Origin of the sequence: Gilliamella sp. Lep-s35 (assembly GCF_009795845.1) — a bacterium.
Taxonomy (GTDB): Bacteria; Pseudomonadota; Gammaproteobacteria; order Enterobacterales; family Orbaceae; genus Gilliamella.
Genome location: NZ_WTEX01000006.1, coordinates 21,717 through 43,525 on the forward strand (window position 1 = coordinate 21,717; position 21,809 = coordinate 43,525).

At 34.6% G+C, this 21,809-nt stretch carries 18 protein-coding genes, 3 tRNA genes and 1 pseudogene; 18 read left to right on the plus strand and 4 right to left on the minus strand.

The features are described 5' to 3' along the window. Positions 1-106 precede the first annotated feature (106 nt). From recC to GQ590_RS12445, 8 genes and pseudogenes are all read left to right on the plus strand, one after another. Positions 107-3,316, plus strand: a complete 3,210-nt coding sequence (gene recC / locus GQ590_RS04095) for an exodeoxyribonuclease V subunit gamma (protein WP_160407113.1) — start codon at positions 107-109, stop codon at positions 3,314-3,316. A gap of 8 nt (positions 3,317-3,324) precedes the next feature. Further along, on the plus strand, positions 3,325-4,095 hold the full coding sequence (locus tag GQ590_RS04100; protein ID WP_160407111.1) for a TatD family hydrolase: 771 nt from the start codon (positions 3,325-3,327) through the stop codon (positions 4,093-4,095). 82 nt (positions 4,096-4,177) lie between these two features. After that, positions 4,178-5,581 (plus strand): MFS transporter, encoded by a 1,404-nt coding sequence (locus tag GQ590_RS04105; RefSeq protein WP_160407108.1) that lies wholly within the window; start codon positions 4,178-4,180, stop codon positions 5,579-5,581. Between the two features lie 4 nt (positions 5,582-5,585). Further along, positions 5,586-6,218 carry an MBL fold metallo-hydrolase gene (locus GQ590_RS04110; protein WP_160407105.1) on the plus strand — a complete coding sequence of 211 codons (633 nt, stop codon included), beginning with the start codon at positions 5,586-5,588 and terminating at the stop codon, positions 6,216-6,218. Between the two features lie 150 nt (positions 6,219-6,368). Beyond that, complete coding sequence (locus GQ590_RS04115) at positions 6,369-6,953, plus strand: biotin transporter BioY (RefSeq protein WP_160407101.1); 585 nt, start codon at positions 6,369-6,371, stop codon at positions 6,951-6,953. Continuing rightward, positions 6,940-7,515 carry a YiiX/YebB-like N1pC/P60 family cysteine hydrolase gene (locus GQ590_RS04120; RefSeq protein ID WP_160407099.1) on the plus strand — a complete coding sequence of 192 codons (576 nt, stop codon included), beginning with the start codon at positions 6,940-6,942 and terminating at the stop codon, positions 7,513-7,515. The genes GQ590_RS04115 and GQ590_RS04120 overlap by 14 nt, the downstream gene beginning before the upstream one ends. 96 nt (positions 7,516-7,611) lie before the next feature. Next, positions 7,612-7,687, plus strand: a tRNA-Asn gene (locus GQ590_RS04125). A 152-nt stretch (positions 7,688-7,839) separates the two neighbouring features. Then, positions 7,840-8,084, plus strand: a pseudogene (locus GQ590_RS12445) (integrase core domain-containing protein); the annotation flags it as partial. Positions 8,085-8,302: 218 nt separating this feature from the next. Here the strand turns inward: GQ590_RS12445 and GQ590_RS04135 are convergent. Together GQ590_RS04135 and GQ590_RS04140 are read right to left on the minus strand one after the other, a co-directional pair. Beyond that, positions 8,303-8,379: transfer RNA gene (locus tag GQ590_RS04135), tRNA-Pro, on the minus strand. A 22-nt stretch (positions 8,380-8,401) separates the two neighbouring features. Then, positions 8,402-8,477: transfer RNA gene (locus GQ590_RS04140), tRNA-His, on the minus strand. A gap of 485 nt (positions 8,478-8,962) precedes the next feature. On the opposite strand from GQ590_RS04140, the gene GQ590_RS04145 reads away from it, so the two are divergent. Together GQ590_RS04145 and GQ590_RS04150 are read left to right on the plus strand one after the other, a co-directional pair. Then, positions 8,963-9,643 (plus strand): response regulator transcription factor, encoded by a 681-nt coding sequence (locus tag GQ590_RS04145; RefSeq protein WP_160407178.1) that lies wholly within the window; start codon positions 8,963-8,965, stop codon positions 9,641-9,643. Between the two features lie 18 nt (positions 9,644-9,661). Continuing rightward, complete coding sequence (locus GQ590_RS04150; protein WP_160407097.1) at positions 9,662-10,957, plus strand: ATP-binding protein; 1,296 nt, start codon at positions 9,662-9,664, stop codon at positions 10,955-10,957. Positions 10,958-10,963: 6 nt separating this feature from the next. Here GQ590_RS04150 and GQ590_RS04155 read toward each other — a convergent pair whose 3' ends face one another. Beyond that, on the minus strand, positions 10,964-11,707 hold the full coding sequence (locus GQ590_RS04155; RefSeq protein ID WP_160422540.1) for a M15 family metallopeptidase: 744 nt from the start codon (positions 11,705-11,707) through the stop codon (positions 10,964-10,966). 125 nt (positions 11,708-11,832) lie between these two features. Between GQ590_RS04155 and GQ590_RS04160 the strand changes: the two genes are divergently transcribed. The 8 genes from GQ590_RS04160 (at position 11,833) to lysS (ending at position 19,721) form a co-directional block, all read left to right on the plus strand. Beyond that, complete coding sequence (locus GQ590_RS04160) at positions 11,833-12,996, plus strand: bifunctional tRNA (adenosine(37)-C2)-methyltransferase TrmG/ribosomal RNA large subunit methyltransferase RlmN (protein WP_160407175.1); 1,164 nt, start codon at positions 11,833-11,835, stop codon at positions 12,994-12,996. Between the two features lie 90 nt (positions 12,997-13,086). Continuing rightward, positions 13,087-13,644 carry a hypothetical protein gene (locus tag GQ590_RS04165; RefSeq protein ID WP_160422542.1) on the plus strand — a complete coding sequence of 186 codons (558 nt, stop codon included), beginning with the start codon at positions 13,087-13,089 and terminating at the stop codon, positions 13,642-13,644. Positions 13,645-13,680: 36 nt separating this feature from the next. Further along, positions 13,681-14,253, plus strand: coding sequence for a manganese efflux pump MntP family protein (locus GQ590_RS04170; RefSeq protein WP_160407088.1), 573 nt, complete (start codon positions 13,681-13,683; stop codon positions 14,251-14,253). Positions 14,254-14,558: 305 nt separating this feature from the next. After that, the gene (locus GQ590_RS04175; RefSeq protein ID WP_065635400.1) at positions 14,559-15,287 is read left to right on the plus strand and encodes a type 1 glutamine amidotransferase; all 729 of its coding nucleotides are present in this window, start codon (positions 14,559-14,561) and stop codon (positions 15,285-15,287) included. Positions 15,288-15,321: 34 nt separating this feature from the next. Further along, entirely contained in the window at positions 15,322-16,149 is an 828-nt protein-coding gene (locus tag GQ590_RS04180; protein WP_160407085.1) for a VanW family protein, read from the plus strand. A gap of 104 nt (positions 16,150-16,253) precedes the next feature. Continuing rightward, on the plus strand, positions 16,254-16,877 hold the full coding sequence (locus tag GQ590_RS04185) for a Fe-Mn family superoxide dismutase (protein WP_065635398.1): 624 nt from the start codon (positions 16,254-16,256) through the stop codon (positions 16,875-16,877). Between the two features lie 197 nt (positions 16,878-17,074). Next, a protein-coding gene (prfB, locus tag GQ590_RS04190; RefSeq protein ID WP_160407082.1) for a peptide chain release factor 2 occupies positions 17,075-18,173 on the plus strand; the annotation gives its coding sequence in 2 pieces (ribosomal slippage) (positions 17,075-17,149 and positions 17,151-18,173; 1,098 coding nt in all). Positions 18,174-18,203: 30 nt separating this feature from the next. After that, the gene (gene lysS, locus GQ590_RS04195; RefSeq protein ID WP_160407079.1) at positions 18,204-19,721 is read left to right on the plus strand and encodes a lysine--tRNA ligase; all 1,518 of its coding nucleotides are present in this window, start codon (positions 18,204-18,206) and stop codon (positions 19,719-19,721) included. A gap of 731 nt (positions 19,722-20,452) precedes the next feature. Here the strand turns inward: lysS and GQ590_RS04200 are convergent. Next, positions 20,453-21,745 carry an NAD(P)/FAD-dependent oxidoreductase gene (locus tag GQ590_RS04200; RefSeq protein ID WP_160407076.1) on the minus strand — a complete coding sequence of 431 codons (1,293 nt, stop codon included), beginning with the start codon at positions 21,743-21,745 and terminating at the stop codon, positions 20,453-20,455. Positions 21,746-21,809: the final 64 nt, after the last annotated feature.

A 21,809-nucleotide genomic window follows, 5' to 3' on the forward strand; every position in this document is an offset into this window, starting at 1 on the left:
TTTCTTTTCCACTATTGTTATTAAATGGTTAAAACTTAACACTGACTGGATTTATTGGCAGCTATCAGCGATAATCTGAATAAATCTTATCAATATTAATGTGATTATGTTTACCATTTACCATTCAAATCAAGTCGATCTACTTAAGACACTCGTGAGCGAGCTAATGCGTAGGCAACCATTAGAGGACGTATTCACGCCTGATATTGTTATGGTACAAAGCCAAGGTATGGCACAATGGCTGCAAATTGCGTTAGCAGATGATTTGGGCATTGTGGCTAATGTTGATTTTCTTTTTCCAACGCAGTTTATTTGGCAACTTTATCAAACATTATTACCCGAGGCACCAGTTGAAAATAGTTATAATGTGGAATCAATGAGCTGGCGTTTGTATTATTTGTTGCCTCAAGTTATTAAACAACCTGAATTTAGCGCACTTAAGCATTATCTTGATATTGATAAACAAGATAGAAAACAGTATCAACTAGCAATACGAATCGCTCGGTTATTTGACCAATATTTAGTTTATCGTCCTGATTGGTTAGCAAAATGGGAAGTAAACCAAACTGTAGCTGAATTAAATAATCATTCTGATGAAGTATGGCAAGCAGAGCTGTGGCGGAAGTTGATATCAATCAGTCAACCTTATCATCGTGCTAATATTTATCAACAAATGCTTGAAATTTTATTAGATGATAACTTTGATCGCTCACGCTTAAATTCGTTACCAAATCGTATTTTTATTTTTGGTATTACCTCGCTACCGCCAATTTATCTTTCACTTCTTGCAGCGCTTGGAAAACATATTGATGTCCATTTAATGTTTAATAACCCGTGTAAATGGTATTGGGGTGATATTGTTGAAAAACAGTTGTCGGATATATTAAATACCCCCGATCAGATACCCAATCCACTTTTAACTTCGTGGGGAAAACTAGGACGTGATAATCTGTTTTTATTACAGGAATTTAATGATAAGCAAGATATTGATGTCTTTGTCGATCAAAATCGGGATTGTTTATTACATGCAATTCAGCAAGATATTCTCGAACTTTATCCAATAGTTGACGCTCAAAAGCCAATTGAACTTGCAGATAAATCACTGTCGTTTCATGCTTGTCATAGTGAACAACGTGAAGTTGAAGTACTGTATGATTATCTTTTATCTGTTTTTGATGAAGATCCTACACTAGAATTACGCGATTGCATTGTGATGGTATCGGATATTGATAAGTATGTTCCTTACATTCGGGCTGTTTTTGGTAATGCTTATGGAAAGCGTTATTTGCCTTTTACAATTTCTGATCAAAAAGCCAGAAATATTGATCCGATTGTTCAAGGTTTTTTTACTATTCTAAATTTTCCACAAAGCCGATTTACTGCTGAAGAACTATTTAATTTATTAGAAATACCAGCAATTTCAGAAAAATTTGCGATTAGTGAATCACAATTAACGTTGTTACGCACATGGATTGTTGAATCGGGTATTCGCTTTGGTCTTGAAAATGCACATAGTTGGTTATTTGGACTTGAGCGGTTATTACTAGGCTACACCATGAATAGTGAACAAGGTGGTTGGCAACAAATATTACCGTATGATGGTGCAACAGGTTTAGATGCCGAATTAATTGGCAAGTTAGCTGAGTTTGTTAGTGTTGTGAAAAAATGGTTATCAATCTTAAGTGAAGAAAAACCATTAATTGAATGGCAAAGTTGTGGCTTTGAATTGATGAATGACTTTTTTGCGAGCAATCTACAGCGTGAATCTATTTTGTTAATGATCGAAGATGAGTGGCAAAAATTGATTAATAGCGGAATGGTGGCTAATTATACGGATAATATTTCTATCATTATTTTGCATGATGCTATGCAATCACGCTTAGAACAAAATCATTTAGCACACCGTTTTTTAATCGGTAAAATAAACTTTTGTACTATGATGCCAATGCGCTCTATTCCATTTAAAGTTGTTTGTTTATTGGGTATGAATGATGGCGATTATCCAAGAACATCACTACCACTTGATTTTGATCTTATTGCCCAACACCCAAGGCGAGGTGATCGCAGTCGTCGTAATGATGATCGCTATCTCTTTTTAGAAGCCATTTTATCGGCGCAAAACCAGCTTTATATTAGCTATATTGGTCGAGATATAAAAGATGATAGTGAACGTTATCCATCAATACTTGTTGATGAACTTTGGGAATATATTGCTCAATATTATAACATTTCTGTAAAACAGGTTGATAACATTATTAACAACTTAGATTGTTTACGGATAAACCATACACGTACACCATTTAATCCCCTAAACTTTTTACAAAATCCAAAAAGTTATGCCGATGAATGGTTACCAGCTGCATTACAACAAGGAAAAAATCAAGACTTTATCAGTGAAATACCCGCTATCAGTGTCGATAATATTAGTCTTGATGAATTAAAACGATTTTATCAGCACTCTATTAGGCTATTTTTACAAAAACGATTTAATTTTTATATGAATTATCTGGATGATACCTTACCAGATGCTGAAAACTTTAATTTTGATAGTTTACAGCGTTACCAGCTGAATTTGCAGATTTTAAATCAACTCATTACCAAAGAACCTCAACAAAAAGATGATTTATATCAACAATTAGCATTAACTGGTGACTTACCTGATGGAGCATTTGGTCAGATTATTTACCATGAGCAAAACGAAACAATGCAATCATTAGCTGATAAAATCTGCCAAGAACGTTTAGTCATGACAACGCAAGAAGTTAATTTAACTATTTCATCCAATGATCAACATTACCAATTACAAGGTTGGTTAACTCACATTCAAGACGATGGTATATTGACATGGCGACCATCAAAGCTTTCCATTCGTGATGGTATTTCATTGTGGATTGATCATTTGGTTTATTGCATTTTAAGTCCCAATAAAATTGACAGTCAAAGTCGCATGTATGGTCGGGAAGATAATGAATGGCGATTTTCACATTTAAATGCAGATCAGGCTTTAGCCATATTAACTAATTTAGTTGAAGGCTATCTGCAAGGTATCAATGAACCATTATTAATGCCATTAAAAAGTTCATGGAGTTGGTTAATTGCAGCTTATGACCAAAAAACAGGTAAAATTATCGCTAGCGATAGAGCTATCAATCAGCTTTTAAATTCATGGCAAGGAGGCTTTAACCAATCCGCTGAGTGTGATAGTTATTATACTCGCCTTTATCCTGAATTAACGGATAAACTCATTGAACAAATTATATTTGCTGCTGAGCGATTTTTATTGCCAATTTTATTACATCAAAAAGCAGTAAACTAGGAGGCATAATGTTTATCGATACGCATTGCCATTTTAATTTTCCACTGTTTACGCAGCATATTGCTGAGTCGATACAACAAATTCAACAAGCGAATATTACAGGATTAATTATCCCTGCTGTTTCTGCTTCACACTTTAATACAATATTACAGCTTTCTGAAACTTACGATGAAATTTATGCAGCATTAGGCTTACATCCGATTTATCAACATACTCAAGCTGATCTACAACAATTAATAAGTATACTAAAAACTAAATCCCAAAAACTTGTCGCCATTGGTGAAATTGGCTTAGATAGACACGATCTAACCATCGATTGGCAAGAGCAACTTGCTGTTTTTAGGGAACAATTATCGCTTGCTAAACAGTTTGATTTACCTGTTTTGATTCACTCTCGTAAAACGCATGATATCATGTATCATGAACTACACCGAGCCAATTTACCTTGTCGTGGCGTGATACATGGATTTTCCGGTAGCTATCAACAAGCAATGCAATTTGTTAAACTCGGCTATTATATTGGTGTGGGTGGCGTAATTAGTTATGAACGTGCTAATAAAACTCGCAATACAATTGCTCAATTACCTCTTGAAAGCCTAGTGCTTGAAACAGATGCCCCCGATATGCCATTAAGTGGACGCCAAGGTCAACCAAACCGCCCTGAATATATTACCGAGGTTTTTAAAATCTTGACACAATTACGCAATGAATCACCAGATCACATACTTAACACAATTTTAACAAATACTTTAACTTTGTTCAAAAAATCAATAGGATAAAAAACAACTAAAATAACCTCACAAACATTAAAAAATTATTTTATCAAACCATATCATTTAAATTATTTTAGGCTAAATTAAAATGAATAGTGAATCACAGTTATCCCCTTTTGTGTATCGTATATTACCCTGGATTGCGGCATTTGCTTTTTTTATGCAATCACTCGATACTTCGATATTAAATACCGCACTACCTGCCATGGCTAGGGATCTTAATGAGTCTCCTTTAAATATGCAGTCTGCTGTGATAAGTTATGCTTTAACCTTAGCCTTATTTATTCCAGTTAGTGGCTTTTTATCGGATAAATTTGGTACTAGAAATATTTTTGCCATGGCCGTTTCGCTATTTACATTAGGATCTCTACTTTGTGCTTTATCTAATTCATTAGTTTTTTTAGATATATCACGGGTTATCCAAGGCATTGGTGGCTCGATGATGGTACCTATATCACGTTTAGTATTAATAAAATCTTTTAAACGTAGTGATTTTTTAGCTGCGTTAAATACGGCCACAATTCCTGGCTTAATTGGTCCTGTTTTAGGGCCAGTATTAGGGGGATATTTGGTTGATATGGTCAGCTGGCATTGGGTATTTTTTATTAATTTACCTATTGGTATTTTAGGCGTAATAATCAGTTGGAAATATATGCCTAATTTAAAAGGTCAACGTATGCCTTTTGACTTATTCGGTTTTATTTTTATCGTTGTTAGCTTTATAAGTGCCACATTAAGTGTCGAGATTTTAAGTCAAAACCAGACATACTCAGTTCCATTACTACTTGCAACAATCAGCCTACTTTTTTTATTGATTTATCGCGGGCATGCAAGAAAGAAACTCAACCCTCTATTTCCATTATCACTTTTTAAGATTCGAACGTTCAAAATTGGTATTATTGGCAATCTTGCTTGCCGTTTAGGTATATCAGGAGTGCCTTTTCTTATTCCGTTGTTATTACAAGTAGGGTTTGGTTACTCTGCTATCTTTGCTGGTGTTATGCTAGTGCCAATGGCTATTGCTTCACTTTGTACCCGAATATTTATTCCACATATTTTAGCGCGTTTAGGTTACCGTTTCGTACTTGTTACTAATACAATTTTAGCTGGTGTAATGATTTTTTTAATGTCCCTGTTAAATTTGTCAACGCCTCTTATCCTCATCAGTTTATTGCTATTTTGTATCGGTGGCATCAATTCTATGCAATATACTGCTATGAATAGTATAACTCTTGCTAATTTAGAAAACGATAATACAAGTAGTGGCAATAGTTTAATGGCAGTAAATCAGCAATTAGCAATCAGTTTTGGTACGGGTTTTAGTGCCGTTTTACTGCGATTAATTAGCAATTCAACGAGTACGCTTCACGCATTTCAATTAACATTTGTTATACTTGGCGTGGTTACAGTGCTATCAGGCTTTATTTTTGCACAACTAAAAAAACAAGACGGACAAAACCTAACTAATCATCACCAAGAAACAAGGAGATAAATCTATGTTCCAATACCAAATCATCCCCGTTACCGCTTTTCAAGAAAATTGTAGCATTATTTGGTGTGATGAAACGATGGAAGGTGCAATTATTGATCCCGGAGGCGAGCCCGAACTCCTGAAAAAAGCGGTTGAAAAGCTAGGCGTTAATATTAAGCAAATTTTATTAACCCATGGACATTTGGATCATGTTGGAGCAGCAGTCGAATTAGCTAAACATTATCATGTGAAAATAATGGGTTCTAGTGCCGAAGATGAATTTCTATTCACCAATTTGCCACAACAATGTATACAATTTGGCTTTCCTCATATTGAAAGTTTTTTACCAGATCATTGGCTAAAAGAAGGCGATAAAATTCAAATGGGTAAAATTGAACTTGATGTACTTTTTTGCCCTGGGCATACGCCGGGACATATTGTTTTTATTAATCATTCAAACAAACTAGCCTTCGTTGGCGATGTGCTATTTAAAGGTAGTATAGGACGGACTGATTTTCCGCGCGGTAACTATACCGATTTAATTTCGTCCATTACTAACAAATTATTTCCGCTTGGTGATGATTTTATTTTTGTACCGGGGCACGGACCTATGTCAAGTTTTGGTTATGAACGGAACAGCAATCCTTATTTAGTTTAAATAAATATTGATTTTGTTATCGCACCCTTGATTTTAGAAAAAATAACAACTCTTTTATTTTAATGTAAACATTTTTATAAAAAAATGGTTTACATTAAAATGCGTTGCGCTATTATAGTTTTGCTATTTATATATCAAAGGTAGAAAACAATGAAACAACAACTGACTTCGTATTACCCTACATTTATTACTACGTTAGTTAATTTATCATCTTGGCAACGTAAACTATTAACTACCACCAGTGCAGCACTCCTTTTAGGACTGGCTGCTAATGTTAGCATACCCACTTATCCCGTACCTTTTACATTACAATCATTGGCAGTCTTGTTAATTGGCGCTTTTTTAGGTCGTAAGTTAGGTGCATTAACAATAATTCAATACCTTTTTTTAGGCGCGATTGGATTACCACTCTTTGCCAATGGTAGTGGTGGAATTATGTCGCTAGCATCGCCTTCTTCAGGTTACTTATATGGCTATGTATTTAGCGCCTACTTAGCAGGTTTTGCGGCGGAAAAGGGTTATGATCGTCACTTTATTTTAGGATTAATTGCATTCGCTTGTGCTCATCAATTATTATTTGTATTTGGTGTTGTCTATTTAATGGGCTATTTACACATCACGTTAATTGATGCTTTAAAAGTGGGTTATCTGCCATTTGTTGGTGTTGATGCGTTTAAATTTATTATTGCAACTTGTGTAATGTTTTCGCTATGGCGTTATCGTGCTAAAAAATAATAATATCCAATGCGGAGATATTATCTTCCAAAGCCTTAAAAAAAATAATGCTTTTAATGGTGCTGTAAGCCTTTCAGGAGCAGCACTTAACACAGATGAAATAACGAATAATATTAATCATGTTGGTTTATATGTTGGAAATAATACCGTTATTGAAGCAACACAAAACTATGGCGTAATCGAACAATCTTTAACTGATTTTGTTTGTGTTGCTAAGTACAATATTATTGCTAGAATTCATGATGTGGGTATTATTAAAAATGCATTAAAGCGAGCAAAAACTTGCTTAGGTTCACCTTACAACCACAGTTTTCACCCCAATGCGAATGGGTTTTATTGTAGTGAACTCATTACATATGCCTTTAAAACTGAGCAAGGTAATGATTACTTCGAATTATACCCAATGAATTTTAAGAATTTAATAACAAAACAAATTTTACCTTATTGGATTGATTATTATCTCTCTATAAAGCAAATTATTCCGCAAGGTGAGCTTGGTTCACATCCACAACAATTACTGAGACAGCGCCATTTATTCAAGACAATTTCAATATTAGAATGATTATTTAAGCGGCAATTTAACACAAATTGATATTTTAAATAATTTAACTATTGACATAGCGCCATTAAATCTATAATATGCGCGCTACATTTCGGTTCCTCCATAGTTCAGTCGGTAGAACGGCGGACTGTTAATCCGTATGTCACAGGTTCAAGTCCTGTTGGAGGAGCCAACTTTACGTTTTATCATATTCCAAATATTTTATATTTATTCATAACTAAATAATTCTTAATTAAACTTATTTAATTTATTTATTCACCTTTTATCCTATTTCTAGGAAAGTAATCCCGAAACAAAGCTTATTTTACGCCCCTGCACGGGGCTGCTTATGAACTTTATCTTAATATAGAAGACATTAAACACACCAAAACCAAAGCCTACAGCCCACAAACTAACGGTATTTGTGAGCGATTCCATAAGACGATGAAAACAGAATGTTATGATATTTTTATTTCGACGTAAGATTTACACACAATTGAGTGAAATACAAAACGATATTGAACAATAGTTTGAGTTTTACAATCGAGAAAACGCACTTTGGAAAATATTGTTATGAAAAGACACCCTAGCAAACATGGAACGGAGCAAAAGGACTAGTTAAGGAAAAGCAATTGGAGAATTTATTGTGCTCATCGGACACGCATTTTGTTAGAATGAAGGCTAATGAGTAATAAGTTTCTGTCAGTTTAAGTTTGAGCTAACATGCATTAAGGCTATTAACGATGAACCAATTCGCTAGGAGACAATAAAAAAGCCGACTTAATTGAGTAGGGTTTTTATTAAAAATTGGTCGGCGAGAGAGGATTCGAACCTCCGACCCACTGGTCCCAAACCAGTTGCGCTACCAAGCTGCGCTACTCGCCGTTAGATTTACTACTATATAAAATGGGGTGGCTAATGGGATTCGAACCCACGACAACTGGAATCACAATCCAGGGCTCTACCAACTGAGCTATAGCCACCACAGAAGCAGGACAAAATATTACGCATAAAAAATGATATTGTCCAGCATAATTTTAAAAAAAAGACCGATTGATTACATAAAAAGCGTTAAAAGTATAAAATTTGATAATTTAAAATATACTAAATTATGATCAGATTTTATCAATGAGCTTTTATACGACTTGTTGTTTTCTTTTTTGTCTCCATATTAATAATGCTAAATGGTAAAACTATTTTTCAAATAATATAGATTTTGTTTTAGTTTTTTGTTCAAGATTGGATAGTGTTTTTTGTAAAGCAATCTGATAATAGTATTTCTTTTTCAGATCATGTTGAAAATATAGAGTAAAGCATGAAATTAACCTCAACTTCCTTACATAGTTAAATAGTAAATTAAACAATCAGCAATAGTATAAAATATGTAATATTTTAGTAAAACTACCTGACTTTTTTTTATTATTGCAATAATGTAAAGACCTAAAATTAGATTATGGTGGCGATTATGATAAATATTTTATTAATTGATGATGATGTTGAATTATCACAAATGCTTAGCGAATATTTGACTAATGAAGGTTTTAATATCAAAAGCGTTTATTTGGGTAAAGATGGCATTAATGAAGCATTATCAGGAAAGTATCGTGCTGCAATTTTAGATGTAATGTTACCTGATATTAATGGAATTGATGTTCTTAAAAGTATACGTCAACAATGTAATATGCCTGTTATTATGCTAACAGCTAAAGGCGATAATATCGATCGCGTTTTAGGGTTAGAATTAGGTGCTGACGATTATATCCCTAAACCATGTTATCCTCGTGAGTTATTAGCAAGATTACGTGCTGTTCTTCGCCGATTTGATGAACGCTCAGTAGAAACCGTTGATGATAAAAAATACCATTTTAACGGTTTAACATTAGATCTACCACAGCGATTATCCACTTGGAATGGACAAGTTATTGACTTAACATCAACTGAGTTTAATTTGTTAGTATTGCTTGTAAAACATAGCGAACGAGTAGTAACAAAAGAAGAATTATCTGAAATAGGACTTGGCCGAGCGCGAGAGCTTTACGATCGTAGTGTCGATGTGCATATTAGTAATATTCGTCAAAAACTACACCAAGTTGCACAAAATGATGTAACAATAGAAACAATTAGAGCCGTTGGCTACCGTATTCGTTAATGACTTAATAGGCTTGATATGAATCGTCGATTATTTTGGAAAATACTCATTATATTTGGGATTATTTTTTATCTTACTTTCCAATTAACTTGGATTGCGTTTTCTATTTATGTAGGAAATAAAAATCAAAGATTCCTTAATCATATGCCGACAAAAGTTGATATGATTGCTCAGTTATTACATGTGGCAGGTGAAGATGAAACACTTAATTTTGTAGCGCATTTGCCTGAACGAGAAAGATCTTTATTATCAATAAAATTAGTTTCTCCTGTTAATGAGCAAGTCAATATTTTGAACGATGAATTAGAAACCCCAACATATGCTTACCAGCGTATGGCAGCAGCACCTGACGGAACACTTTATTCTGTTTCATTTAAAGAAGATAAGGATGATCACGATACAAAAGCGTTATTTAATATGCCAATGACAATTGTATTACTTGGGATATGTGTTGGCCTTGTTTTTAGCCTTTTTTTAGCTTGGAACTTAACCAGGCCAATGAGACTATTAAGACAAGGTTTTTTTAGAGTATCTCAAGGGGATCTTTCGGTTAGATTGTTCAATAAATTAAAACCTCGCCGCGATGAATTAAGTGAGCTTGGTAAAGATTTTGATATGATGGTTGAACAGCTCAATATTTTGCTCTCTGATCGTCAATCTCTTCTTCATGACGTTTCTCATGAACTTAGAACTCCACTAGCCCGTTTGCAGTTAGCAATTGGGCTTGCTCAACAAAATAAGCAAAATATTGATACGGCTTTAGCTAGAATTGAATTAGAATCAGAACGATTAGATCAGCTAATTGGTGAGATTCTAAATTATTCTCGTGCAGAAATGAATAATCGTACCGATGAGTATTTTGATTTAAAAGACTTAATTAGCGTGGTGATTAATGATGCTAACTATGAAGCTAATCATCAGTTAATTGATGTACATTTTAATCTATCACCAATCACGCATTCTATTGTTAAAGGGAATTCAGAGCAAATTCGGCGTGCAGTTGAAAACATTATTCGTAATGCCATTCGTTTTTCAATATCTGGACAAGCTGTAGAGGTTTCGTTAAAAGAAACTGGTAAATATTTACAAATTGAAGTTAAAGATCGTGGTCCTGGTGTTGAAGAGAGTAAATTATCTAGTATCTTTGAACCATTTGTCCGTATTCAGTCTCCTCAATTAGGCAAAGGTTACGGACTAGGACTTGCGATAGCAAGAAAGACCGTTATTATGCATAACGGTACTATTGAAGCGACTAATCGTGATGGTGGTGGGCTTATTGTAACAATATGTTTACCTTATTGGAGAAAGCTTTAATAAGAGTTAGTAACAGTCGCTATTAACAGTTAATACATACTCTTTAACTAAGCTTCCTAGTCTAATTTTATCGTGACCAATAAAGTTTAGCGTTTTGATGATAGCATTTGGATCACTCTCTAATATGGCTTTATATTGTGCAATATATTGGCTAGCAATGGGCTTGTATGACCAGTGCCATTCTTCAAGTTGGTATCCGCCTTTTCTACCACCATTAAATGCTTGGCAAAAACCATATTTTGGTAGATTCTCTTGAAGCCATTTATAAAGAATAATTCCTTTTTTATCATTCCTAAAATATTCCGAAGAAACGCTAGTAATGTCGACATCACTACCCCAATGATGCCTTGATGTACCAGGCATTGAGGAATATTTTAAAATTTCTTCGGCAATTTTTTGAGGATCATTAAATTTAGCAGATAAAGCATCCCATTTTCGTTGCCAAATTCCATTTTGGTAAGTGTAATTACGCGTTGCACTTACCACTATAAAAGGAATATTTGGATGAGTACTTCTGAAATCTTTAAAGGCCTTTATCAACTGCTCAGTCGCTTCTTTTTGCAAATACATTCCTTTTTTATTAACAAGTAATTCTGTCGAATCTAATGCAACAAAATCACTGTCATTTTTTTCATCAAATTGCCCAGTTAGTTTATTTAATGGAATTGTTTGCGCCATAGTAAAACTCGAATAAAAAAGTAAGGTTACTGTCTGAATTAAAATAAAAAATATTTCTAATTTTCTTTTCATTTTAAATATATATCTATTCTTTAATAGCAAGATAAGGTAAAAACCAGTATAATCTTTTTCCTAAAAATTGAAATAGCCATAATGTGTAAAAACGAGGCCTTATGTCAACACCATGTACATCCAATATGTCTGCTTGTTCAGACTCTCCAAACGTAATAAATCTAACAAAAATGAACCAAAGTAACGAAAAAATAAATTTACTCAATTTTACACGCAAACAGTTAAGAGAATTTTTTATTTCACTAGGCGAAAAGCCATTTAGAGCCGATCAAGTGATGAAGTGGATTTATCACTTTGGAATAGATGATTTCGACCAAATGACCGATATCAACAAAAAACTACGAGAACAATTAAAAACTTTGGCAGAAATTAAAGCCCCAAAAATTGCCATAGAACAACGATCATCGGACGGCACAATAAAATGGGCTCTTGATGTGGGCAATAATCAGATGATTGAGTCTGTTTATATACCTGAGCGAGATCGGGCAACATTGTGTGTTTCGTCACAAGTAGGTTGTGCATTAGAGTGTAAATTTTGCTCAACAGCACAGCAAGGGTTTAATCGGAATTTAACGGTTTCTGAAATTATTGGCCAAGTATGGCGTGCATCAAATGCGATTGGTGTAACGGGTAAATTAGCTGATAGACCTATTACCAATGTAGTTATGATGGGAATGGGCGAACCATTACTTAATTTATCTAATGTTGCTCCCGCTATGGAAATCATGTTAGATGATTTTGGCTATGGTTTATCTAAAAGACGAGTAACACTCTCTACATCTGGTGTTGTTCCTGCTTTGGATAAATTGGCGGGTATGATTGATGTTGCATTAGCTATCTCACTTCATGCACCAAATGATAAAATTCGTAGTGAAATTATGCCAATAAATCAAAAATATAATATGGCAATGTTACGTGATTCTATTTTACGTTATCTTTCTACTTCAAATGCAAATCATGGTAAGGTAACGATTGAATATGTACTACTTAATCAAATTAACGATGGCGTTGAACATGCTCATGAACTTGCTGCATTCCTAAAAAATGTACCTAGTAAAATTAATTTGATTCCTTGGAATCCGTTTCCTGGTGCACCTTATTCACGTTGTTCAAATACTCGTATTGATCGCTTTATGAAGACATTAATGGGATATGGATTTACCGTCATTGTTCGTAAAACTCGTGGAGATGATATTGATGCCGCATGTGGTCAATTAGCTGGTGAGGTAGTTGATCGTACAAAAAGAACACTTTATAAAAAACAAAATCTTGCCCAGCAAATTTCATAAAAATGCATCTTTATAAAAAAGGGAGGATAAATGAAAAAACTGTTAATTATATTTAGCTGTTTTTTGATAATCATACTATCTGGCTGTCAAATGAAAAACAGTGATGAATTTGATCCAGAAAAGGCCGCTTTAGCACGAATGCGACTTGGGTTGGGTTATCTTGCTAAAGCAAATGAGTCAGAAGAAAACGTTAAAGCAGCACATTATAATCTCAAATTAGCAGCACAATACTCACCAAACAATCCTCAAGTCATGTTGGCGATGGCAATGTTTGATCAACATGTAGGTGAATATAACGAAGCGGAAATGATTTACAAACGTATTACACTAATGCAACCAGGTAACGGATTATATCATGTTCATTACGGAGCTTTTTTATGTGGGCGTGATCGTTATCAAGAAGCAAAAGAGCAATTTCAACAAGGACTTGATTTAGATCGCCACCCTTGGAAAGCTGATGCTTATGAGCAATATGGCTATTGTGCAATCCAAAACAACGATCGAAAAACAGCTGATTTAATGTTTAAGCAGCTTTTTCAATATGATGCAACCCGTCGAGAAAATGTAAAAAAAACAGCTGAACTTTATCAAAATAAAGGCGATATAAAAATCGCAAATTATTTATTTTCTATAACAAAAAATAAATAATAAAAACTACTACAATTTAAAGCAAGAGTATATGTCATGAGTTTTTGGGCTATTTTATTACTGGCACTGGCTATGTCAACCGATGCCTTTGCTGTCGCTGTGTGTCGTGGAATGTCACTTAAATCAATGCCGTTTTTCGGAGCCTTAAAAGTAGGTATCTTATTTGGCATTGTCGAGGCGATTACGCCATTACTTGGTTGGCTAGTTGGTTATATCGCACTTCAATATGTTGAGCAATGGGATCATTGGCTTGTTTTTGCTGTTATGCTATTTTTAGGTACTAACATGATCTATAACAGCTTTAAAAAGCCAGATGATTGCCAGGATGATGAAAGTCTATCAGACAAAAAATCGTTCTTGATGTTAATTTTTACAGCAATATCAACCAGTATCGATGCATTTGCTGTCGGCGTAGGGTTGGCATTAGCAAGTGTTAATATCTGTTTTGCAGCAGGAATGATTGGGCTGGCAACGTGTATGATGGTAACGATTGGATTATTGCTAGGTAAAAAAATTGGCTGTTTAATTGGTAAACGAGCTGAGCTTTTGGGTGGGTTAGTGCTTATTTTGATTGGTATAATCATACTTTACCAACATCTATTTAATTAGCTTTTTTCCTTCTTTATCTAACGACACTTTTTATCTTAAAAAGTATGATATATTGCAATTACTCGCATTATTTACAGTAATTAAAAACTATGCTAATTAATACACATAAAAAATAAAATTTACGCTGATCAATAATAGCTTGATTCTAATCTTTCTACTCACTAAATCAATAGAAAAACAGAAAGTATAATATGCACTTTCATAGTAATGTGGCATAATTAGCAAAATTTAACAGTGTAATTATATCCTCCTAAAATAATATAGTAAGAAAAGTAGTACATTTTTTATCAAAGGAAATTTTACTCATGCATATCCATTTTATTATTCACGAGGCTTTTGAAGCTCCGGGTGCTTATGAGCAATGGGCAATAGATCATCATCACACTATAACTTATTCTCGCGTTTACCTTAATGAACCACTTCCTAATAGCATTGATGATATCGACTTTCTTATTGTTATGGGCGGTCCACAGTCACCATCAACGACCAAACAAGAATGTGCTCATTTTGATTCTAAAGCAGAACAAGCCATTATTTTATCAGCAATAAAAGCAGAGAAAGTAGTCATTGGTGTATGTCTTGGTTCACAATTAATCGGCGAAGCTCTAGGGGAAAGTTATAGCAACAGCCCAGAAAAAGAAATTGGCAAATTCCCTATTATGTTAACTCAAATCGGTAAAACAAATCCTTTGTTTACTGATTTTGGTAGTACATTAGAAGTCGGTCATTGGCACAATGATATGCCAGGTTTAACCAAAGATGCTCAAATTATTGCGTATAGTGAAGGGTGTCCTCGTCAAATCATTGCATACAGTAAATTTGTTTATGGTTTCCAATGCCATATGGAGTTAACACCTGAAGTAGTCGAATTATTAATTACCCATTCACAAAAGGAACTTAGCCAAGCAGAAAAATACCGCTTTGTCGATACACCTGATAAGCTTCGCTCTCATGATTACACTGAAATGAATCAAAAACTTTTCACTTTTCTCGACAAGTTAAGCCAACGCTATCTGTCACCTTTAGAAAAATAACTGATTATATCTTGTCGATAAGGGAATGGAAAATATGCAGGATATTATTATCGATAAACCGATAAAACGCAGTAAATTAAGGCTAAAATTAGGCAAAGAATATTTTATCTTAAAACGAAAATTTGATTGGTGGCAACATCGTAACGCATATTGCACTGTCGACATAAATAATAATACATGTTGTTTTTCACACAAAAAGCATCAGTCTGTTTTATTAAGACAACTAAAAGATGTTGATATGTATTTACAATATAACAAAATCACTAATCTTAGATTAGCAATTGAAAAACTTAATGGTTCAATCATTAAGCCTAATCAACGTTTTTCGATCTGGCACAAAGTAGGACGCCCATCAAAACGGCGAGGATTTCTTGAAGGACTATCGCTACATAATGGACAAATAGGTAAAGATATTGGCGGCGGTTTGTGCCAATTAGGTAACTTAATTTATTGGATTGTATTACATTCTGATTTAACTATAGTAGAGCGTTGGCGACATAGCTTTGATGTTTTTCCTGATGTTAACCGTACCATTCCGTTCGCTTGTGGCGCAACTTTATCGTATAACTATGTGGATTTACAATTACTAAACAAAACCAATACCACTTATCGCCTTAATCTTTGGCTTGATGATGAATATTTACATGGCGAATTACTTGCTGATACGCCTTTATCTTATACTTATGAAGTCTTTGAAACCGATCACCGCATTGAACAACAATGGTGGGGAGGCTATACCCGACATAATAAAATATGGCAACGTAAAACACATTTAATTGATAATCATGTTGAAGAAAAGCTAATTAGTGAAAATCACGCTATTATGATGTATATCCCTTATCTAAAAAATAATGACGATTAATAAAATAGATAGTCATTAACTATCTATCTAATAGATTGTTAGTAATATTAATAGCCCGTATACTGCTAAGATAAAGTAGTTAATAATATGAAAGGAACAATACCATGGCTTATACTTTACCGCCCCTACCTTATGCTTATGATGCATTAGAACCTTATATCGATTCAGAAACCATGCATCTTCATCATGATAAGCATCATCAAACTTATGTGAATAATGCTAATGCGGCGATTGAGTCATTGTCTGCTGAACTAAAACAGTTATGCCCAAGCGAATTATTAAAAAATTTAGATAAAGTCCCCGCTGACAAATTAACCGCTATTAAAAATAATGTGGGTGGACATGTTAATCACACCTTTTTCTGGGAACTTTTAAAAGTCGGTACTGAACTTAAAGGCGAGCTTAAAACTGCAATCGAAAAGGATTTTGGTTCAGTTGACGCCTTTAAAGAAAAATTTGCAGCAGCGGCAGCCACTCGCTTTGGTTCAGGTTGGGCTTGGTTAGTACTACAAAATGGCAAACTTGCTATTGTATCTACTGCTAATCAAGATTCTCCAATTATGGGCGAAAAATTTGCCGGTGTGTCTGGTACGCCAATTTTAACGCTTGATGTTTGGGAACACGCTTATTATTTAAAATATCAAAATCGCCGTGTTGATTACATCGGTGCATTTTGGAATGTGGTTAACTGGGATAAAGTTGCCGAACTTTATGCTCAAGCTAAATAATTAAATAATAATAAACATAATAATAAATATAATAATAAAATTTTATTGAGAATGGCGTATTATGCGTCATTTTTATTTTTTAATTTATCAATAAGTTAACCTAATCGGCCTAAAATTGGTCATTGCTAAATCATGCCTAAATCCGCTACAATGAGCGATTCTTAAAAAATCAAAGCCAATAAAATCCAAATAAAAATATGTTTGAAGTTAATCCTGTAAAAACCAAAATAGCTGAACTTACCGAGCGCACGGCTGTAATTCGGGGGTATCTTTGACTACGATGTCAAAAAAGAGCGACTAGAAGAAGTTAATGCCGAACTAGAACAAGCCGAAGTTTGGGCAGATCCTGAAAAAGCACAAGCATTAGGTAAAGAACGCGTCGCACTTGACGAAATCATCAGTACGATCAACTCATTAAATCAAGGTCTTGATGATGTAGAAGGCTTGCTTGAACTTGCCATTGAAGCTGAAGATCAAGATACTTTCGATGAAGCTAATTTTGAACTTGAACAGTTAGAGAAAAAACTGGCTGGACTTGAATTCCGACGAATGTTTTCTGGTAAATATGATAGTGCAGATTGTTATTTAGATATCCAATCAGGCTCAGGGGGAACTGAAGCACAAGATTGGGCAGAAATGTTACTTAGGATGTATTTACGCTGGGCTGAATCAAAAGGTTTTGCAACTGAAGTGATGGAAGTATCGGATGGTGATGTTGCTGGTATCAAATCGGCAACGATTAAAGTATCGGGTGATTATGCTTACGGTTGGTTACGCACAGAAACTGGAGTACACCGCCTAGTTCGCAAAAGTCCATTTGACTCAGGCAATCGACGCCATACCTCGTTTGCTTCTGTATTTGTTTATCCTGAAATTGATGATGATATTGATATCGACATTAACCCTGCCGATCTCCGTATCGATGTATACCGTGCGTCAGGTGCTGGTGGTCAACATGTAAATAAAACTGAGTCTGCTGTACGAATCACTCATATTCCTACGGGTATTGTTACTCAATGTCAAAATAACCGTTCACAACACAGCAATAAAGATCAAGCAATGAAACAGTTAAAAGCAAAACTGTATGAGCTTGAGATGCAAAAAAAGAATGCTGAAAAACAACAAATGGAAGAGACTAAATCTGACATTGGTTGGGGAAGCCAAATTCGCTCTTACGTACTTGATGATTCGCGTATCAAGGATTTGCGTACTGGCGTTGAAACTCGTAATACACAGGCCGTATTAGATGGCGATTTAGATCAATTTATTGAAGAAAGCTTAAAAGCAGGTTTATAAACCGCTTGGTTATAAATAAAAGGTAAAACTATGTCAACAGAGCAGCAAGATCAACAAAACCAAATTGAAGAGTTAAATAATGAACTAAAAGTACGTCGCGAAAAGCTCGCTCATCTTCGCGAACAAGGTATTGCTTTCCCTAATGATTTTCGCCGTGATGCGATTTCTAGTGATCTCCATAAACAATATGGCGATAAAACTAACGAAGAACTGATTGAAAAGAAAATTATTGTAACTGTGGCTGGCCGTATGATGATGCGTCGTATAATGGGTAAAGCCTCGTTTGTTTCTCTACAAGATGTTGCTGGACAAATCCAACTTTATGTTACTCGTGATGATCTCCCTGAAGGTTTTTATAACGAGCAATTTAAAAAATGGGATTTGGGAGATATTGTCGGCGCTAAGGGTTACCTATTTAAGACTAAAACTGGTGAGCTTTCTATTCACTGTGAAGAAATTTGTTTATTAACTAAAGCTCTTCGCCCATTACCTGATAAGTTTCATGGACTTGCCGATCAAGAAATGCGTTACCGTCAACGTTACTTGGATCTTATCACAAATCAAGAATCAAGAGAGACGTTCAAAGCACGTTCAAAAGTGGTCAGTGAAATTCGTAACTTTATGATTGAAAACCACTTTATGGAAGTCGAAACGCCAATGATGCAGGTAATTCCGGGTGGTGCATCAGCTAAACCCTTTATTACGCATCACAATGCGCTTGATTTAGATATGTATATGCGTATTGCGCCAGAACTTTATCTAAAACGATTAGTTGTAGGCGGCTTTGAGCGGGTATTTGAAATTAATCGCAACTTCCGAAATGAAGGCGTATCACCAAGACATAATCCAGAATTTACCATGATGGAAATGTACATGGCTTATGCTGATTACAAAGATCTGATCGTATTAACAGAAACATTATTCCGTCGTTTAGCTATTGCGGTAACAGGTGATGCTGTTGTGCAATATGGCGATCATACTTTTGATTTTGGTAAACCTTTTGTCAAAATGACCATGCGTGAGGCTATCTGCCATTACCGTCCAGAAACCAATAATGCAGACTTAGATGATTTTGATAAAGCTTGTGCTATTGCACAGTCAATTGGCATTAAAATTGAAAAAGGTTGGGGACTTGGTCGTGTTGTGACTGAAATTTTTGAAGAAGTGGCTGAATCGAACTTAATTCAACCAACTTTTATTACCGAATACCCAGCAGAAGTATCACCGCTTGCTCGTCGTAACGACGAAAACCCATTTGTAACAGACCGATTCGAGTTCTTTATTGGTGGTCGTGAAATTGGCAATGGATTCTCAGAACTCAACGATGCCGAAGATCAAGCTCAACGCTTTGCTGATCAAGTATCACAAAAAGATGCAGGTGATGATGAAGCGATGTTTTATGATGAAGATTATATTACAGCGCTGGAGCACGGCTTACCGCCAACAGCAGGACTTGGGATCGGTATTGACCGTACCGTGATGCTATTTACCAACAGCCACACGATTCGTGATGTAATTTTATTCCCAACCATGCGTCCAATCAAATAAAACCGCTTATCACTACTTATCACTAAAAACACACTTATTTTTTGATAAGTGTGTTTTGATACTTAAGTACATACTTTCCTGAAAGTTTTTAACAAAATCTAGCTGTTTTTTAGATTATTTTTTTGTAAAAAATATTCAGGATTCTATACCGTTTCGCGATTTATTATAAATTTACAGCCGCTATTTATTAAAACAAAGATAACCACTGTAACAACCCCCTAAAATAGTACAGCAAAAAGTAGAAAATTCTCCATAATAAAAGTAAAAGAGGATTTAAACATAAAAAAAGAAGCGAACACTAAATTATATCGATATTAAAAGATACAAAAGCAGGTATTGTCGTTAAAGAACTTTGCCGTAAATATGGCATGGGCAACTCGACCATTTATAAATGACGAGAAAAATATGGTGGCATGGAAAGCTTAGATATCAAACGATCAAAAGAACATGAGGAAGAAATCGTTAGCTTAAACAAATGGTTGCTAAGTTAAGTTTAAAATTCTAGCTTCAGGAAAAAAATTATAAAAAGCTGTAATGTCCACGTAGGAACGTAAAAGGAGAAAGGCAAAGGGTTGGTTAAGGAAAAGTAATTGGAGCGTTTATTTGGCTCATCGGACACGCATTTTGTTAAAATAAAGGCCGATGAGTAATAAGTTTTTGTCAGATTAATTTTGAGCTTGAGCGTTTTCTATTGGTTGTTAACCAAACCAAACGACAAAGGAGCAAAGAAATTAATCTTGATGAGTAAAGATAGAAGTAAATGTATTTTTATACATCTGTTTGCTAGCTTTAACAAATCGAATTGTTTTGACAATGCCTAACAGGCTTGCTTGATGCATGCGATACAACAGACGATGAATCATTAAAGCAAAAAATCCTTTAACGTTCATTTCGCCTTTACCAGCAATTTTAACCACACCTTGAGCTGTATCATGCAAAGAAATAATTGTGCCATTATCTGTATATTTAAATAACTTCATTGGCTTATTATTTAATTTTTTAATAATATTTTCATAACATATTTTTGCCATCTGATGCGCTGCTTGTGCCGTAGCAGGAGAAGCTCTACCACTATCTTGCATTGCATAAGCACAATCACCAATTACAAAAATATTATCATCACGTGTGGTTTGTAATGTTGGTTTAACAACAAGTTGATTAGAACGGCTTGATTCTAGACCTGCAATCTCTTTTAAAAAATCGGGTGCTTTTACCCCTGCAGTCCAGATCATAATATCTGCGTTAATTGTATTGCCTTCTTTTGGATAAAAACCATCGCTTTCCACTTTAGTTATCATGGTATTAGTCAACACATGAATTCCGCGCTGTTGTAAGGTTTTAGTAATACCTAATGCTGTCTTTTCAGGTAATGCAGGTAAAATTCGATCGGTTGCTTCAATAACGGATACATCCAGTAACTCCGAACACATTTTATTACGTCCACAAGAGCCAAAGGTTTCAACCATATGAGGTAATTCTGAAGCTAATTCAACGCCAGTTGCTCCACCGCCAACAATAGCAATACGAATTTTATCTTCATCTTTTGCTTCATTTTTATCAATGATTGAACAAAAACTGGCAAACTTTGCAATGAGTGTTTCACGTAAACGAATTGCAGCATTTTGGTCATCTAAAAAAATACAATGTTCTTTTACTCCTGGTGTCCCAAAATCGTTTGAAGTACTACCAATTGCTACAACTAAAATATCATATGGAACAGAAACAGATTCATTATTTGAGTTGTTAATAATAACTTGTTTTTCTTCACGATTAAGATCGGTAAAAGCACCTTGAATAAATTGAAAAGCGTGTTGTTGACCTTGTGTAGTATAATCAATTTTATCTGCTTGTTCGCTTAAAACGCCGGTGGCAACTTCATGTAATAAAGGTTTCCAAATATGATAACTATTTTTATCTATTAGCGTAATTTCAGCTTGGTTTCCTTTTCCTAGTTTATCGCCAAGGTCAGTTGCTAATTCTAATCCTCCTGCGCCACCACCAATAATAACTATTTTTTTTATCATATTTAATCCTTTTTTAATACTTTATATTTTAAACTATTAAATATCTTACTAAATACATAGATTT